We start from the raw sequence: 15,972 nt of genomic DNA, 5'->3' as shown, positions 1-15,972 counted from the left end.
AGAGCAACACGATGAGCCGATCCGCACACCCCGCCGGGCCCCGTCACGCCGACGTCATGACGGAGGGGCACTACATGGCCCCGCCCGCCGACCTCAATGTCCTGGACGCGAAGGTCTGGTCCCGTACCGTCGCCCGCAACGAGGACGGTGCGGTCACCGTCGGCGGGATCGAAGTGACACGGCTGGCCGAGGAGTTCGGCACCCCCGCCTACTTCCTCGACGAGAGCGACTTCCGGGCCCGCTGCCGGGCCTGGGCCGACGCCTTCGGGCCGGACGCCGATGTGTTCTACGCAGGGAAGGCGTTCCTGTCACGGGCCGTCGTGCGCTGGCTCAAGGACGAGGGGCTCAACCTCGACGTCTGCTCCTGGGGCGAGCTGACCTGCGCGCTGGACGCCGGTATGCCCGCCGAGCGCATCGCCTTCCACGGCAACAACAAGACCGTCGCGGAGATCGAGCGGGCGGTCACCGTCGGCGTCGGGCGGATCGTGCTCGACTCCTTCCAGGAGATCGCCCGGGTCGCACACATCGCGCAGCGGCTCGGCAAGCGGCAGCGCGTACAGATCCGCGTCACCGTCGGCGTCGAGGCGCACACCCACGAGTTCATCGCCACCGCGCACGAGGACCAGAAGTTCGGGATCGCGCTGGCCGGGGGACAGGCCGCCGAGGCCGTACGCCGGGCGCTCACCCTCGACGGGCTCGAACTCATCGGCATCCACTCACACATCGGCTCGCAGATCTTCGACATGGCCGGCTTCGAGGTCTCCGCCCGGCGCGTGGTGCAGCTGCTCGCCGAAGTGCGCGACGAGCACGGCATCGAGCTGCCCGAGATCGACCTCGGCGGCGGGCTGGGGATCGCGTACACCTCTGAGGACGACCCGCGCGAGCCGCACGAGATCGCCAAGGCGCTCGGTGACATCGTGAACCGCGAGTGCGAGGCGGCCGGGCTCGCCACCCCGCGGATCTCCGTCGAGCCGGGGCGCGCCATCGTCGGCCCCACCGCGTTCACGCTGTACGAGGTCGGCACCATCAAGCCCCTGGAGGGGCTGCGTACGTACGTCAGCGTCGACGGCGGCATGTCGGACAACATCCGCACTGCGCTGTACGACGCCGAGTACAGCGTCGCGCTCGTCTCGCGCACCTCCGACGCCGAGCCGATGCTCGTCCGCGTCGTCGGCAAGCACTGTGAGAGCGGCGACATCGTGGTCAAGGACGCGTTCCTGCCGTCCGACCTGGCGCCCGGCGATCTGATCGCCGTGCCCGCCACCGGCGCGTACTGCCGCTCCATGGCGAGCAACTACAACCATGCCCTGCGCCCGCCCGTCGTCGCCGTGCGCGACGGAGAGGCGCGAGTCATCGTCAGGCGCGAGACGGAGGAAGATCTCCTGCGTCTCGATGTCGGCTGATGAAATATATGTCTCAGGATCCGGACGAGTGACAGAAACTCCCGTCCGGTGAGTGAGACTGGTGCACACATCAGATGTAAAGGAAACGAGGTCGGATGATGCGTACGCGTCCGCTGAAGGTGGCGCTGCTGGGCTGTGGAGTGGTCGGCTCAGAGGTGGCGCGCATCATGACGACGCACGCCGACGACCTCGCCGCACGCATCGGCGCGCCGGTCGAGCTCGTCGGTGTCGCCGTGCGCCGACCTTCGAGGGTGCGGGAGGGGGTCGACCCCGCACTGATCACCACCGATGCGACAGCCCTGGTCAAACGCGGCGACATCGACGTCGTCATCGAGGTCATCGGCGGCATCGAGCCCGCCCGTACCCTCATCACCACCGCCTTCGAGCACGGCGCGAGCGTCGTCTCCGCCAACAAGGCGCTGCTGGCCGAGGACGGCGCCGCACTGCACGGCGCCGCCGAGCAGCACGGCCGGGACCTCTACTACGAGGCCGCCGTGGCCGGTGCCATCCCGCTCGTACGGCCGCTGCGCGAATCCCTCGCCGGCGACAAGGTCAACCGGGTTCTCGGCATCGTGAACGGCACCACCAACTTCATCCTCGACCGGATGGACACGAGCGGAGCCGGATACTCCGAGGCGCTCGACGAGGCCACCGCTCTCGGGTACGCCGAGGCCGACCCGACCGCCGACGTCGAGGGCTTCGACGCCGCCGCCAAGGCCGCGATCCTCGCCGGTATCGCCTTCCACACCCGGGTCAGGATCGGTGACGTGCACCGCGAGGGCATCACCGAGGTCACCGCCGCCGACATCGCCTCCGCCCGCCGTATGGGCTGCACCGTCAAGCTCCTCGCCATCTGCGAGCGCGCCGCCGACGGGCAGTCCGTCACCGCGCGGGTGCACCCCGCGATGATTCCGCTGAGCCACCCGCTGGCCTCCGTCCGGGAGGCGTACAACGCGGTGTTCGTCGAGGCCGAGGCGGCCGGACAGCTCATGTTCTACGGCCCCGGCGCCGGTGGCTCGCCGACCGCGTCCGCGGTCCTCGGTGACTTGGTCGCGGTCTGCCGCAACAAACTCAACGAGGCCACCGGCCCCGGCGAGTCCGCGTACACGCGCCTGCCGGTCAGCCCCATGGGCGAGGTCGTCACGCGGTACCACATCAGCCTCGACGTGGCCGACAAGCCTGGTGTACTCGCCCAGGTCGCGACGGTCTTCGCCGAACAGGGCGTATCCATTGATACCGTCCGCCAGCAGGGCAGAAATCCGAGCAGCGGCGACGAAGTCGCCATCGAGCAGGGTGGCGGCGGGCGACGGGAGGGCGGCGAGGCCTCTCTCGTCGTCGTCACCCACCGCGCGCCCGACGCCGCCCTCTCGGCGACCGTCGAAGCGCTGCGCAAGCTCGACACCGTGCGCGGTGTCGCCAGCATCATGCGTGTTGAAGGGGAGTAAGGACCCATGACCAGCAAGGGCACCCACCAGTGGCGCGGCATCATCGAGGAGTACCGGGACCGCCTTCCGGTCACGAGCACGACGCCGGTCGTCACGCTTCGTGAGGGTGGTACGCCGCTCGTCCCCGCTCAGGTCCTCTCCGAGCGCACGGGCTGTGAGGTGCACCTCAAGGTCGAGGGCGCCAACCCCACCGGGTCCTTCAAGGACCGCGGGATGACGATGGCGATCACCCATGCCAAGGAGGAGGGCGCACAGGCCGTCATCTGTGCCTCCACCGGCAACACCTCCGCCTCCGCCGCCGCGTACGCGGTGCGGGCCGGCATGGTCTGCGCCGTCCTCGTACCGCAGGGCAAGATCGCGCTCGGCAAGATGGGGCAGGCCCTCGTGCACGGCGCCAAGATCCTCCAGGTCGACGGCAATTTCGACGACTGCCTGACACTGGCCCGCTCGCTCTCGGACAACTACCCGGTGGCGCTGGTCAATTCGGTCAACCCGTCCCGTATCGAGGGCCAGAAGACCGCCGCGTTCGAGATCGTCGACGCGCTCGGCGACGCCCCGGACATCCACGTCCTCCCGGTCGGTAACGCGGGCAACATCACCGCGTACTGGAAGGGGTACAAGGAGTACGCGGGCGACGGCATGTCCACGCACGGTCCGCGCATGTGGGGCTTCCAGGCCTCCGGCTCCGCGCCCATCGTCCGCGGCGAGATCGTCAAGGACCCGTCGACCATCGCCACCGCGATCCGGATCGGCAACCCGGCCTCCTGGCAGTACGCACTGGACGCCAAGGACGAATCAGGCGGCTTCATCGATGAGGTGACGGACCGCCAGATCCTTTCCGCCTACCGGCTGTTGGCCTCCCAGGAGGGCGTCTTCGTCGAGCCCGCGTCGGCCGCTTCCGTGGCCGGTCTGCTGAAGGCCGCCGAGGAGGGCAAGGTCGACCCGGGCCAGAAGATCGTCTGTACGGTCACCGGCAACGGGCTCAAGGACCCCGACTGGGCTGTCGCGGGCGCCCCGCAGCCGGTCACGGTCCCGGTCGACGCGGCCACCGCCGCCGAGAAGCTGGGCCTCGCGTAGGTCCGGTGGACGGTCGGCGGGGAACCGGGCCTGCCTGTCGGCACGGACCTGGCTCATCTGCCAGTGACAACCCGGCTCACCTGTCGGCAAGAACCCAGCTCAACCGCCCCTTTTCGGGGCGGCGAGCGCATAGGAGGCGGGCGACACGCATCGTGCGCCTCCTGTGCGCCCTATGTCGCTACAGAACCTTCCTTCGATAAGCTGTACTCAACCCACCCCGCCGCATCTGCCGCGGTGCGAGGGCCGTTGTGGCCGTCGGGTTCCCCGGAATTCCACTCCCCGCCGCCACGACCTCCCGCCACCTTCGAGAAAACGCTTCACCACCCCCGCTGTCTCACAAGGAGAGTCGTCTAAGCGATGGCCGGTCCCGCCTTCCGAGCCGCCGCCGTCCGGGTGCGCGTCCCCGCGACCAGCGCCAACCTGGGCCCGGGTTTCGACGCCTTCGGCCTGTCACTGGGGCTGTACGACGACGTCGTCGTCCGCGTGGCCGACTCCGGACTGCACATCGACATCGCGGGTGAGGGCGCGGACACGCTGCCCCGCGACGAGAGCCACCTCCTCGTGCGCTCCCTGCGCACCGCCTTCGACCTGCTCGGCGGACAGCCCCGCGGCCTGGAGATCGTCTGCGCCAACCGCATCCCGCACGGGCGCGGCCTCGGCTCCTCCTCCGCCGCCATCTGTGCCGGCATCGTCGCCGCCCGCGCCGTGACGACCGGCGGTGATGCCCGGCTCGACGACGCCGCGCTGCTGGAGCTCGCCACCGAGATCGAGGGCCACCCCGACAATGTCGCGGCCTGCCTGCTCGGCGGGTTCACCCTTGCCTGGATGGACGGCGGATCGGCCCGCGCGATCAGGATGGACCCCGCAGATTCCATCGTTCCGGTGGTTTTCGTGCCCAGCAAGCCGGTCCTGACCGAGACCGCCCGCGGACTGCTGCCGCGCACGGTCCCGCACGTCGACGCCGCCTTCAACGCCGGCCGTGCCGCGCTCCTCGTCGAGGCGCTGACCAGGCACCCCGAGCTGCTGCTCACCGCCACCGAGGACCGGCTTCATCAGGAGTACCGCGCCCCGGCGATGCCGCAGAGCGTGGAGCTCGTGAACCGACTGCGCGCCGACGGCGTGCCCGCAGTCATCTCCGGTGCCGGGCCGACCGTGCTCGCACTGGCCGAGGACGGTGCGGCCGACAAGGTCGCACGGCTGGCGGGCGAGGGATGGGCAGCCAATCGGCTCACTCTCGACGCACCGGGTGCGAGCGTGCTGCCGCTCGCCCCGTAGCCGAGAAGTGATTGCCGGTGAGTGAGAGGGGGAATGTTTGTTGGAGCCGGTAGTGTTAACCTCAAGTCTGCAACCGACGTCTACGTGGCGCGTTGCTTCGTGTCCCTTTCCGGGACCACCAATTCTTCCGGGAGCCTCCCCAACTGCCTGAGCAGCCTGCCTGAGCAGTTTCGTGCACGCTCCGGAACCGGCACGACACCCCTCGCTCGTCCAGGAGTGGGCCGAGCAGGGGGATGCTCGCGCCGGACCCTTGCACACCTTCATCTCTCCGCCGTACCCGGCGGACCACCGCCCCGGCTCGGTCCGCAAGAAAAGACCGCAGTCGGACAGCACAACCGGTCGCCGAGCCAGAAGGCCGACGTCCGCTCCAGGGAAGGACCCTTCGTGAGCGACACCACCGATCTGATGGGCGTGACTGCCGACAAGACCGTCGACAGCGCTGCGCCCGCCGAAGGTGCTGCCACTGGCACCACCGCACGGCGCCGCCGCTCCGGCACCGGCCTTGACGGCATGGTCCTGGCCGAGCTGCAGCAGGTCGCGTCCGGCCTCGGCATCAAGGGCACCGCGCGGATGCGCAAGGGCCAGCTGATCGAGGTCATCAAGGAGGCGCAGGCCGGTAGCTCCGCTGCGCCCAAGGCCGCCGTGCCCGCCGCGGATGCCGAGACCAAGCCGAAGCGCCGTGCCACCTCCAAGGCGCGCACCGGGGACGAGTCCGCCGCCGCGCCCGCCGAGAAGGCCGCAGCCCAGCAGCAGATCGACATCCCCGGCCAGCCGGCCAGCGACGACCAGCCCGCGGGCGAGCGCCGTCGGCGCCGTGCGACCGCTCAGGCCGGCAGCCCGGAGAGCAAGGCGGAGAGCAAGCCGGCCGCCGAGGCCAAGGCTCAGACGCAGGCCGAGCCGAAGGGCGACGACCGCACCGATGCCAAGGCCGAGGCCGTGGCCGACACGGCCGAGGGCCGCCGGGGCGACCGCCAGGACCGTGCGCAGCGCGGCGACCGGGGCGACCGCCAGGAGCGCGGGGAGCGCCGCGACCGTCAGCGTGACCGTCGGGGCAAGGGCGATGAGCAGGGCGGTGGCCAGGGCCAGCAGGGCGGCCAGCGCCAGCAGCGCCAGGGCCAGCAGGGCGGCGGCCCGCAGGACGACGGTTACGACGACGAGGCAGGCGGCCGTCGTGGTCGCCGCGGCCGCTACCGCGACCGCCGTGGCCGTCGTGGCCGCGAGGACTTCGCCAGTGAGGTTCCGGTCTCCGAGGACGACGTCCTGATCCCTGTCGCGGGCATCCTGGACATCCTCGACAACTACGCGTTCATTCGGACCTCCGGCTACCTGCCGGGCCCGAACGACGTGTACGTCTCGCTCGCCCAGGTCCGCAAGAACGGCCTGCGCAAGGGTGACCACGTCACCGGTGCGGTGCGCCAGCCCAAGGACGGCGAGCGTCGCGAGAAGTTCAACGCCCTGGTCCGCCTCGACTCGGTCAACGGCATGGCGCCCGAAACCGGACGCGGCCGCCCGGAGTTCCAGAAGCTGACCCCGCTCTACCCGCAGGACCGGCTCCGTCTGGAGACCGACTCCAACGTCCTGACGACGCGGATCATCGACCTGGTCGCACCGATCGGCAAGGGCCAGCGAGGCCTGATCGTGGCCCCGCCGAAGACCGGCAAGACCATGATCCTGCAGGCGATCGCCAACGCGATCACGGTCAACAGCCCCGAGTGCCACCTGATGGTCGTCCTGGTCGACGAGCGTCCGGAAGAGGTCACCGACATGCAGCGGTCGGTGAAGGGCGAGGTCATCTCCTCGACCTTCGACCGTCCCGCCGAGGACCACACCACCGTCGCCGAGCTGGCCATCGAGCGCGCCAAGCGTCTCGTCGAGCTGGGTCACGACGTGGTCGTCCTGCTGGACTCCATCACCCGCCTCGGCCGCGCGTACAACCTCGCGGCACCCGCCTCCGGCCGCATCCTGTCCGGTGGTGTCGACTCGACCGCGCTGTACCCGCCGAAGCGCTTCTTCGGTGCCGCGCGCAACATCGAGGACGGCGGTTCGCTGACCATCCTGGCCACCGCGCTCGTCGAGACCGGCTCGCGCATGGACGAGGTGATCTTCGAGGAGTTCAAGGGCACCGGCAACATGGAGCTCAAGCTCGACCGGAAGCTCTCGGACAAGCGCATCTTCCCGGCAGTGGACGTCGACGCGTCCAGCACCCGTAAGGAAGAAATCCTGCTCGGCAGCGACGAGTTGGCCATTGTCTGGAAGCTGCGCCGGGTGCTGCACGCGCTCGACCAGCAGCAGGCGATCGAGCTTCTCCTGGACCGGATGAAGAAGACCCAGTCCAACGCGGAGTTCCTGCTCCAGATCCAGAAGACGACGCCGGCTCCGGGTAACGGCAACGACTGACGTCCTACCCCGATCGACTGAATCACAGGGCCGCCCCCGTCACTCCGGTGACGGGGGCGGCCCTGTGCTGTCGGGCCCGCGTATGTGACGCAGTCGATTCGGTCCTTTCGGTCGATCCGAGACCTTCGCCACATGCCCGTCGCGACAGTGGGCGCCGACGCGATGTCTGCATCGGGTAAGAAACCGCAGGTGAGCGCGGGGTCACCAGCTGTTCATCAGGGTCGCGCGTCCTTTTTGTCCTCACGCGGATGTGACAGGCTGTTGTGTAACCCTTCTTCGTGCCGCTTCGTCGTATGAAGTGACGACAAGTCGCCAAAATTGGCAGAACCAGTGCCCGAACACCGCTGCAGGGGGTAGCCGGGAGAAGCTGACGACCGAGGGAGACGGATGACCGAGCAGAGCGGGAGAGGCGGCCGAATACGCCCCACCGGCAAACGCCGGAAGAAGCCTTCCCGTCGCCGCAGGGTGACGGTGATAGTCGCCTGGATCCTGGCCGGCGCCGTGGTTGTCGGCGGCGGCGGGCTCGCATACGCCTACTTCAAGCTCAACGGCAATCTCAAGGCCGTCGACATCAACGCGGCGCTCGGCAAGAACCGCCCCGACGACGTCGACAACGGTTCCCAGGACATCCTCGTACTCGGCTCGGACTCCCGCTCCGGCGCGAACTCCGAGTACGGCGTCGACGAGGGCACGGCCCGTTCCGACACCGCGATGGTCGTGCACATCAACAAGGGCCACAAGAGCGCCTCGGTCGTGTCCATCCCTCGCGACACCCTCGTCACCCGCCCCGACTGCACCAGCGACACCACGGGGCAGCCCGTCGCCGGCCAGGAGCGTGCGATGTTCAACTCGGCGTACGAGGTCGGGGGACCGGCCTGTGCGGTCAAGACCGTCGAGTCCATGTCCGGCATCCGCATGGACCACTACCTCGAAGTCGACTTCACCGGCTTCAAGAAGCTCATCGACGAGCTGGGCGGCGTGGAGATCACCACCACCCAGACGATCAATGACCCCAAGAGCCATTTGTATCTCGAACCCGGTACCCACACGCTCGACGGTGAGCAGTCGCTGGCCCTCGTCCGTACCCGCACGGGCGTCGGCGACGGCAGCGACCTCGGCCGCATCCAGCTCCAGCAGGCGTTCATCAAGGCGCTGATGGAACAGGCCAAGAGTGTCGGGGTGTATTCGAATCCGAAGACTCTCTTCGACCTCGCGGACACGGCGACCAAGGCGGTCACCACCGACTCCGACCTGGGTTCGGTGGAGGAGCTCACGAGCTTCGCGAACAGCCTCAAGGGGCTCGACCCGGAGAACGTCCAGATGGTCACCCTGCCCGTGCAGTACGACCCGACCGACCCGAACCGCGTCGTACCGCTGGAGGGGCCCGCCCAGCAGGTGTGGACGGCACTCGAGCACGACAAGGCCATCCCCGCCTCCGCCACGGAGAAGTCGGCGGGCGACAAGGGCGACGCGGGCAGCGTCGTGAAGTGACCGGGCGGACCGGGAACAGAAGTGACCGGGCAGGCCGGGAATAGTTGCGGCCGGCCCCCGGTTTTGGGAGATACGGCCGGTCCCTGGCAGACTGGTACGTCGGCCCCGGTTCACGGACGCGCAATCCGCGCGTACGACCCGGCGCCCTCCCGAACCTAGGAGAAACCCTTGAAGCGCGACATCCACCCCGAGTACGTCGAGACGCAGGTCAGCTGCACCTGTGGCGCGGCGTTCACGACCCGGAGCACCATCGACGGCGGCACCATCCGCGCCGACGTCTGCTCCGAGTGCCACCCGTTCTACACGGGCAAGCAGAAGATCCTCGACACCGGTGGCCGCGTGGCCCGCTTCGAGGCCCGCTTCGGCAAGGCTGCCGGCTCCGCCAGCAAGTAGCGAGCCACTGCGCCGGTTCTCGGCGCCCTCTTCCCGGGGGCGCCGAGACCGGCGTTTTTTTCCGGCCCGGGGTACGGGCCCGTCCCCGCACCCCGCACCGGACAGCATCACGCCGTCCAGCAGGCACGTTCGAGTGAAGAAACCAGGAGCCCGAAGATGTTCGAGGCGGTCGAGGAACTGATCGGCGAACAGGCCGATCTCGAGAAGAAGCTCGCGGACCCGGCGGTCCACGCCGACCAGGCCAACGCGCGCAGGCTCAACAAGCGCTACGCCGAGCTGACCCCGATCGTCGGCACGTACCGCTCCTGGAAGCAGGCCGGGGACGACATCGAGACGGCCCGCGAGCTCGCCGCCGACGACCCCGACTTCGCCGCCGAGGTCAAGGACCTGGAGAAACAGCGCGAAGAGCTCACCGAGAAGCTCCGCCTCCTCCTGGTCCCGCGCGACCCCAGCGACGACAAGGACGTGCTCCTGGAGATCAAGGCGGGCGCGGGCGGCGACGAGTCCGCCCTGTTCGCCGGGGATCTGCTGCGGATGTATCTGCGCTACGCCGAGCGCGTCGGCTGGAAGACCGAGATCATCGACTCCACCGAGTCCGAGCTCGGCGGCTACAAGGACGTCCAGGTCGCTGTGAAGACCAAGGGCGGCAACGGTGCCACCGAGCCCGGCCAGGGCGTGTGGGCCCGGCTGAAGTACGAGGGCGGGGTGCACCGCGTGCAGCGGGTGCCGTCCACCGAGTCCCAGGGCCGTATCCACACCTCCGCCGCCGGTGTGCTCGTCACGCCCGAGGCCGAGGAGGTCGACGTCGAGATCCACGCCAATGATCTCCGTATCGACGTCTACCGCTCCTCGGGCCCCGGTGGCCAGTCCGTCAACACCACGGACTCGGCGGTCCGCATCACCCACCTGCCGACCGGCGTCGTCGCCTCCTGCCAGAACGAGAAGAGCCAGCTCCAGAACAAGGAGCAGGCCATGCGTATCCTGCGTTCGCGTCTGCTCGCGGCCGCCCAGGAAGCCGCCGAGCAGGAGGCTTCGGACGTACGACGCAGCCAGGTGCGTACGGTCGACCGTTCGGAGAAGATCCGGACATACAACTTCCCGGAAAACCGGATCTCGGACCACCGGGTCGGATTCAAGGCGTACAACTTGGACCAGGTACTCGACGGTGACCTGGATTCCGTGATCCAGGCCTGTGTCGACGCCGACTCAGCCGCCAAGCTCGCCGCCGCGTGAGCCCCAGCCCGCCCCACCCGTGACCCTACGGAGAACCGCGATGAACCTGCTGCTCGCCGAGGTGGCCCAGGCCACCCAGCGGCTGGCCGACGCCGGTGTCCCTTCACCACGATTCGACGCGGAGGAACTCGCCGCGTTCGTGCACGGCGTCAAGCGGGGCGAGCTGCACCATGTGCCGGACGCGGACTTCGACGCCCGCTACTGGGAGGCCATCGCCCGCCGCGAGGCCCGCGAACCGCTGCAGCACATCACCGGACGCGCCTTCTTCCGCTACCTGGAGCTCCAGGTCGGACCCGGTGTCTTCGTCCCCCGCCCGGAGACCGAATCGGTCGTCGGCTGGGCGATAGACGCGGTGCGCGCGATGGATGTCGTCGAGCCGCTCATCGTCGACCTCTGCAGCGGATCGGGCGCCATCGCCCTGGCCATGGCCCAGGAGGTGCCGCGCTCACGCGTGCACGCCGTGGAGCTCTCCGACGACGCCGTCAAGTGGACCAGGAAGAACGCAGAGGGGTCCAGGGTCACCGTCCACCACGGAAACGCGCTCACGGCCCTTCCCGAGTTCGACGGCCAGGTCGACCTGGTCATCTCCAACCCGCCATACATCCCGCTCACCGAATGGGAGTACGTGGCACCCGAGGCCCGCGACCACGACCCGGAGATGGCCCTCTTCTCCGGCGAGGACGGACTCGACACCATCCGCGGCATCGAACGCACCGCACACCGCCTGCTGCGCCCCGGCGGCCTCGTCGTCATCGAGCACGCCGACACCCAGGGCGGCCAGGTGCCGTGGATCTTCACCGAGGAACGCGGCTGGGCCGACGCGGCCGATCACCCCGACCTGAACAACCGGCCGCGGTTCGCCACGGCCCGCAAGGCCATGCCGTGACCTGCGGCCGCCACCCGAACGACCCGTACCCGCCATACCCGTACATGCTTGAGGAGGCCGGCTGATGGCACGGCGATACGACTGCAACGACGCGACCGACCGTACGACGGGTCTGCGTGAGGCCGCGTCGGCCGTCCGCCGCGGCGAACTGGTCGTGCTGCCCACCGACACCGTGTACGGCATCGGTGCGGACGCCTTCAGTTCCGAGGGCGTCGCCGATCTGCTGCACGCCAAGGGCCGGGGCCGCAACATGCCGACGCCCGTGCTGATCGGCTCCCCGAACACCCTGCACGGACTGGTCACCGACTTCTCCGAGCAGGCCTGGGAACTCGTCGACGCCTTCTGGCCGGGCGCCCTCACGCTCGTCGCCAAGCACCAGCCGTCGCTGCAGTGGGACCTCGGGGACACCCGTGGCACCGTCGCCATCCGGATGCCGCTGCACCCGGTCGCCATCGAGCTGCTCACGGAGGTCGGCCCGATGGCCGTCTCCAGCGCCAACCTCACCGGACACCCGGCCCCCGAGGACTGCGACGCAGCCCAGGAGATGCTCGGCGACTCCGTCTCCGTCTACCTCGACGGCGGCGCGACGCCCGGCATCGTGCCGTCGTCGATCGTCGACGTGACCGGCAAGGTGCCCGTACTGCTGCGCGCCGGCGCACTCTCGGCCGAGGAACTCCGCAAGGTGGTACCCGACCTCGAGGTGGCCAATTGACCGCCCCTGAGGGGCGTGGCATAGCGGGGCAGGCCGACACATTCCGCATCCTCCACGTCAGCACCGGCAACGTCTGCCGCTCACCGATCACCGAGCGGCTGACCCGGCACGCCCTGGTGGACCGCCTCGGCGATCCGCGTCAAGGCGGACTGATCGTGGAGAGCGCGGGCACCTGGGGGCACGAAGGCGCACCCATGGAGGCCAACGCCGAGATCGTCCTCGCCGACTTCGGCGCCGACACCACCGGATTCGTCGGCAGGGAACTGCTCGACGAGCATGTGATCCGCGCCGACCTGGTGCTCACCGCCACCCGCGACCACCGGGCACAGGTGATCTCGATGGGTCACTCGGCCGGCCTGCGGACCTTCACCCTCAAGGAATTCACCCGGCTGGTCCGGGCCATAGACCCCGCCACGTTGCCCGACCCGCTCGACGAGGGCGTCGTCGAGCGCGCCCGCGCGCTGGTCCGCGCCGCGGCCGCGCTGCGCGGCTGGCTGCTGGCCCCCACCGCGGACGCCGACGAGGTGTACGACCCGTACGGCGCCCCGATCACGTTCTTCCGGTCCATCGGTGACGAGATCAACCAGGCACTCGACCCGGTCGTCACCGCACTGACCGGCGTACCGGCCCCGCACTGACGGGCCCTCCAGCGCCACTCTGACGGCCGTACGCACGGGCCCGGCACTTGAGGGCCCAACGGGTGTACGGCGTCGCCGCACAGCAGGCAGAGGGCTTGTCGCGGGCCTACATTGGAGCTGACGTCAGCGCACCCCTCCCAGGCCCGGAGCGTCACATGCCGGTCACCACTCCTGCCGCATCCCCCTTCGCCGCCCGGGCCACCCTGCCGCAGGACTTCGGCGCCCTGCTCCGCGAGGACCCGGAGATCGCGGCCATACTGCTGGGGGAGCTGCAACGGCAGTCGAGCACCCTCCAACTGATCGCCGCCGAGAACTTCACCTCGCCCGCGGTTCTCGCCGCCCTCGGCTCACCGCTCGCCAACAAGTACGCCGAGGGCTACCCCGGCGCCCGCTACCACGGCGGCTGCGAGCAGGCCGACGCCGCCGAACGCATCGCCTGCCGACGGGCCACCGCGCTCTTCGGTTCCGAACATGCCAACGTCCAGGCGCACTCCGGCTCCTCCGCGGTCCTCGCCGCGTACGCGGCCCTGCTGCGCCCCGGCGACACCGTGCTCGCGATGGGACTCCCGTACGGCGGACATCTCACCCATGGCTCGCCCGCCAACTTCTCCGGCCGCTGGTTCGAGTTCATCGGTTACGGAGTGGACTCCGAGAGCGGCCTGATCGACTACGAGCAGGTGCGGACCCTGGCGCGTGCGCACCGCCCCAAGGCGATCGTCAGCGGCTCGATCTCGTACCCCCGTCATCCCGACTACGAAGTGTTCCGGGAGATCGCCGACGAGGTGGGCGCGTATCTCATCGCCGATGCTGCGCATCCGATGGGGCTGATCGCCGGGGGAGCGGCGCCGAACCCCGTGCCGTACGCGGATGTGGTCTGCGCGACGACGCACAAGGTGCTGCGCGGTCCGCGCGGCGGGATGATCCTGTGCGGTGCGGAGCTGGCCGAGCGGATCGACCGGGCGGTCTTCCCGTTCACCCAGGGCGGCGCGCAGATGCACACGGTCGCCGCGAAGGCCGTCGCGTTCGGGGAGGCGGCCACTCCGGCGTTCGCGGCATACGCCCATCGGGTGGTGGCCCATGCCCGGGTGCTGGCCGCCGGTCTGGAGGCCGAGGGCTTCGACGTCACCACCGGCGGTACGGACACCCACCTGATCGTCGCGGACCCTGCCCCGCTCGGCGTCGACGGACCCACCGCCCGTACCCGGCTGGCAGAGGCGGGCCTGGTGCTGGACACCTGTGCGCTTCCGTACGGGGACGCCCGGGGCATCAGGCTCGGTACCGCGGCCGTCACCACCCAGGGCATGGACGACGCCGACATGGCGCGGCTGGCGGTGCTCTTCGGGGCGGCGGTGGGTGAGGAGGGCGACATCCGCCCGGAGGTTCAGGAACTGGCCCGGAAATATCCGCCCTATCCGGGGTAGACGTGGTCCGTGCAACCATCGGCCCGGCCTCCGTGTCCTCAACCACGAGCCCGACGTAGTTAAAGTGTGGGCTGAGATGGCCGGCGAAATCTATGAGGCAGCCCGTGCGTGATTACCTGCTGACGCTCTGTGTCACGGCCGCGGTGACCTATCTGCTGACCGGCCCGGTGCGAAAGTTCGCCATCGCGGTCGGGGCGATGCCCGCGATCCGTGCGCGTGACGTCCACCGAGAACCGACACCGAGGCTCGGTGGCATCGCCATGTTCGGCGGGCTGTGCGCCGGACTGATCGTCGCGGCCCATCTGCACAACCTCGACAGCGTCTTCGAGCTGTCCAACGAGCCGCAGGCGCTGCTCTCCGGGGCCACGATCATCTGGCTGATCGGTGTTCTGGACGACAAGTTCGAGATCGACGCACTGATCAAGCTCGGCGGGCAGATGATCGCCGCCGCGGTCATGGTCATCCAGGGCCTGACGATTCTGTGGCTGCCGATCCCCGGCGTCGGCACCGTCGCGCTCACCCAGTGGCAGGGCACGCTGCTCACGGTCGCCCTGGTCGTCATCACCATCAACGCGGTCAACTTCGTCGACGGTCTGGACGGTCTTGCGGCGGGCATGGTGTGTATCGCCTCCGCCGCGTTCTTCCTGTACACGTACCGGCTCTGGTACGGGCACATGATCGAGGCGGCCGCTCCCGCGACGCTCTTCATGGCGATCCTGATGGGCATGTGCCTGGGTTTCCTGCCGCACAACATTCATCCGGCCCGGATCTTCATGGGCGACTCGGGTTCGATGCTGATCGGCCTGGTGCTGGCGGCGGGTGCGATCTCCGTCACCGGGCAGGTCGACCCGGACACGATGAAGCTCTTCGCCGGCAGTGAGCGCGAGGCCACCCACGCGATGCTTCCGGTCTTCATCCCGCTGCTGCTGCCCGTGACCATCATCGCGATCCCGGCCGCCGACCTGGTGCTGGCGATCGTGCGGCGTACCTGGAACGGCCAGTCGCCGTTCGCGGCGGACCGCGGCCATCTGCACCACCGGCTGCTGGAGATCGGCCACTCGCACAGCAGGGCCGTGCTGATCATGTACTTCTGGTCGGCCCTGATCGCCTTCGGCACCGTCGGCTACTCCGTGCACTCGGCTTCGCTGTGGATCGTGATCGTGATCGTGGGCCTGAGCGCCCTGGGCCTCGTCCTGCTGCTGATGCCCCGTTTCACGCCCAGGGCGCCGCGCTGGGCGGAACGCTTCGTACCGCCTCGCTACCGCCGTCACCGCAGCGAGGGTGAGGCGCCCGAGGAGGAACCCTCATCCGCGCACGAGGCCCAACAGCGGCCCCTGCAAACGAAGATGGGGCAGGAGGGGCACGAGCTCCCGGAGCGGTCCCCGGTCGTCGTGGGAGTTTCCGGCGTCAACGGGGCGACTGCCATCGGTGCCCGTTCGCGTTTTTCGGACAGAGACAGGGCTGATTCCGCGCATTGACGATTCGGTCATCAAGGGGCATTACCAGACAATTCATCGAGTTACCTTGCTCACCCGGGCAGCTTCACTCTCATGTGTGACAGCAAGCACACTTTCTTGGTAAAGACCTCATCAAATAGTTTG

General features: G+C 69.3%; 13 protein-coding genes. All 13 read left to right on the top strand.

Annotation, left to right across the window (positions count from 1 at the left end; translation table 11 throughout):
• Window positions 1-11: 11 nt before the first annotated feature.
• The 13 genes from lysA (at window position 12) to ACZ3IC_RS05430 (ending at window position 15,849) form a co-directional block, all read left to right on the top strand.
• Entirely contained in the window at window positions 12-1,403 is a 1,392-nt protein-coding gene (gene lysA / locus ACZ3IC_RS05490; RefSeq protein ID WP_467412839.1) for a diaminopimelate decarboxylase, read from the top strand.
• Window positions 1,404-1,498: 95 nt separating this feature from the next.
• Window positions 1,499-2,848: a homoserine dehydrogenase gene (locus ACZ3IC_RS05485; protein WP_467412838.1), complete on the top strand. Its 1,350-nt coding sequence runs from the start codon at window positions 1,499-1,501 to the stop codon at window positions 2,846-2,848.
• Window positions 2,849-2,854: 6 nt separating this feature from the next.
• A complete protein-coding gene (gene thrC / locus ACZ3IC_RS05480; RefSeq protein ID WP_467412836.1) occupies window positions 2,855-3,925 on the top strand; it encodes a threonine synthase in 1,071 nt (356 codons plus the stop codon).
• A gap of 357 nt (window positions 3,926-4,282) precedes the next feature.
• A complete protein-coding gene (thrB, locus tag ACZ3IC_RS05475) occupies window positions 4,283-5,200 on the top strand; it encodes a homoserine kinase (protein ID WP_467412835.1) in 918 nt (305 codons plus the stop codon).
• Window positions 5,201-5,584: 384 nt separating this feature from the next.
• On the top strand, window positions 5,585-7,597 hold the full coding sequence (gene rho, locus ACZ3IC_RS05470) for a transcription termination factor Rho (RefSeq protein WP_467412834.1): 2,013 nt from the start codon (window positions 5,585-5,587) through the stop codon (window positions 7,595-7,597).
• Between the two features lie 387 nt (window positions 7,598-7,984).
• Window positions 7,985-9,088, top strand: a complete 1,104-nt coding sequence (locus ACZ3IC_RS05465; protein WP_467412832.1) for an LCP family protein — start codon at window positions 7,985-7,987, stop codon at window positions 9,086-9,088.
• Between the two features lie 168 nt (window positions 9,089-9,256).
• Window positions 9,257-9,481, top strand: coding sequence for a 50S ribosomal protein L31 (rpmE, locus tag ACZ3IC_RS05460; RefSeq protein ID WP_467412831.1), 225 nt, complete (start codon window positions 9,257-9,259; stop codon window positions 9,479-9,481).
• 156 nt (window positions 9,482-9,637) lie between these two features.
• Window positions 9,638-10,714 (top strand): peptide chain release factor 1, encoded by a 1,077-nt coding sequence (gene prfA / locus ACZ3IC_RS05455; RefSeq protein WP_093894461.1) that lies wholly within the window; start codon window positions 9,638-9,640, stop codon window positions 10,712-10,714.
• A 40-nt stretch (window positions 10,715-10,754) separates the two neighbouring features.
• Entirely contained in the window at window positions 10,755-11,600 is an 846-nt protein-coding gene (gene prmC / locus ACZ3IC_RS05450) for a peptide chain release factor N(5)-glutamine methyltransferase (RefSeq protein ID WP_467412828.1), read from the top strand.
• Window positions 11,601-11,664: 64 nt separating this feature from the next.
• Window positions 11,665-12,312, top strand: a complete 648-nt coding sequence (locus ACZ3IC_RS05445; protein WP_467412826.1) for an L-threonylcarbamoyladenylate synthase — start codon at window positions 11,665-11,667, stop codon at window positions 12,310-12,312.
• Window positions 12,309-12,950 carry an arsenate reductase/protein-tyrosine-phosphatase family protein gene (locus tag ACZ3IC_RS05440; RefSeq protein WP_467412823.1) on the top strand — a complete coding sequence of 214 codons (642 nt, stop codon included), beginning with the start codon at window positions 12,309-12,311 and terminating at the stop codon, window positions 12,948-12,950. The genes ACZ3IC_RS05445 and ACZ3IC_RS05440 overlap by 4 nt, the downstream gene beginning before the upstream one ends.
• Window positions 12,951-13,105: 155 nt before the next feature.
• Complete coding sequence (locus tag ACZ3IC_RS05435; RefSeq protein ID WP_467412822.1) at window positions 13,106-14,371, top strand: serine hydroxymethyltransferase; 1,266 nt, start codon at window positions 13,106-13,108, stop codon at window positions 14,369-14,371.
• Between the two features lie 92 nt (window positions 14,372-14,463).
• A complete protein-coding gene (locus ACZ3IC_RS05430; protein WP_467412821.1) occupies window positions 14,464-15,849 on the top strand; it encodes an MraY family glycosyltransferase in 1,386 nt (461 codons plus the stop codon).
• Window positions 15,850-15,972 lie beyond the last annotated feature (123 nt).

The organism is Streptomyces sp. NPDC002958 (assembly GCF_055563255.1).
Note: the sequence above shows the minus strand (reverse complement) of the source record. Positions and strands in the feature narration are given on the sequence as shown.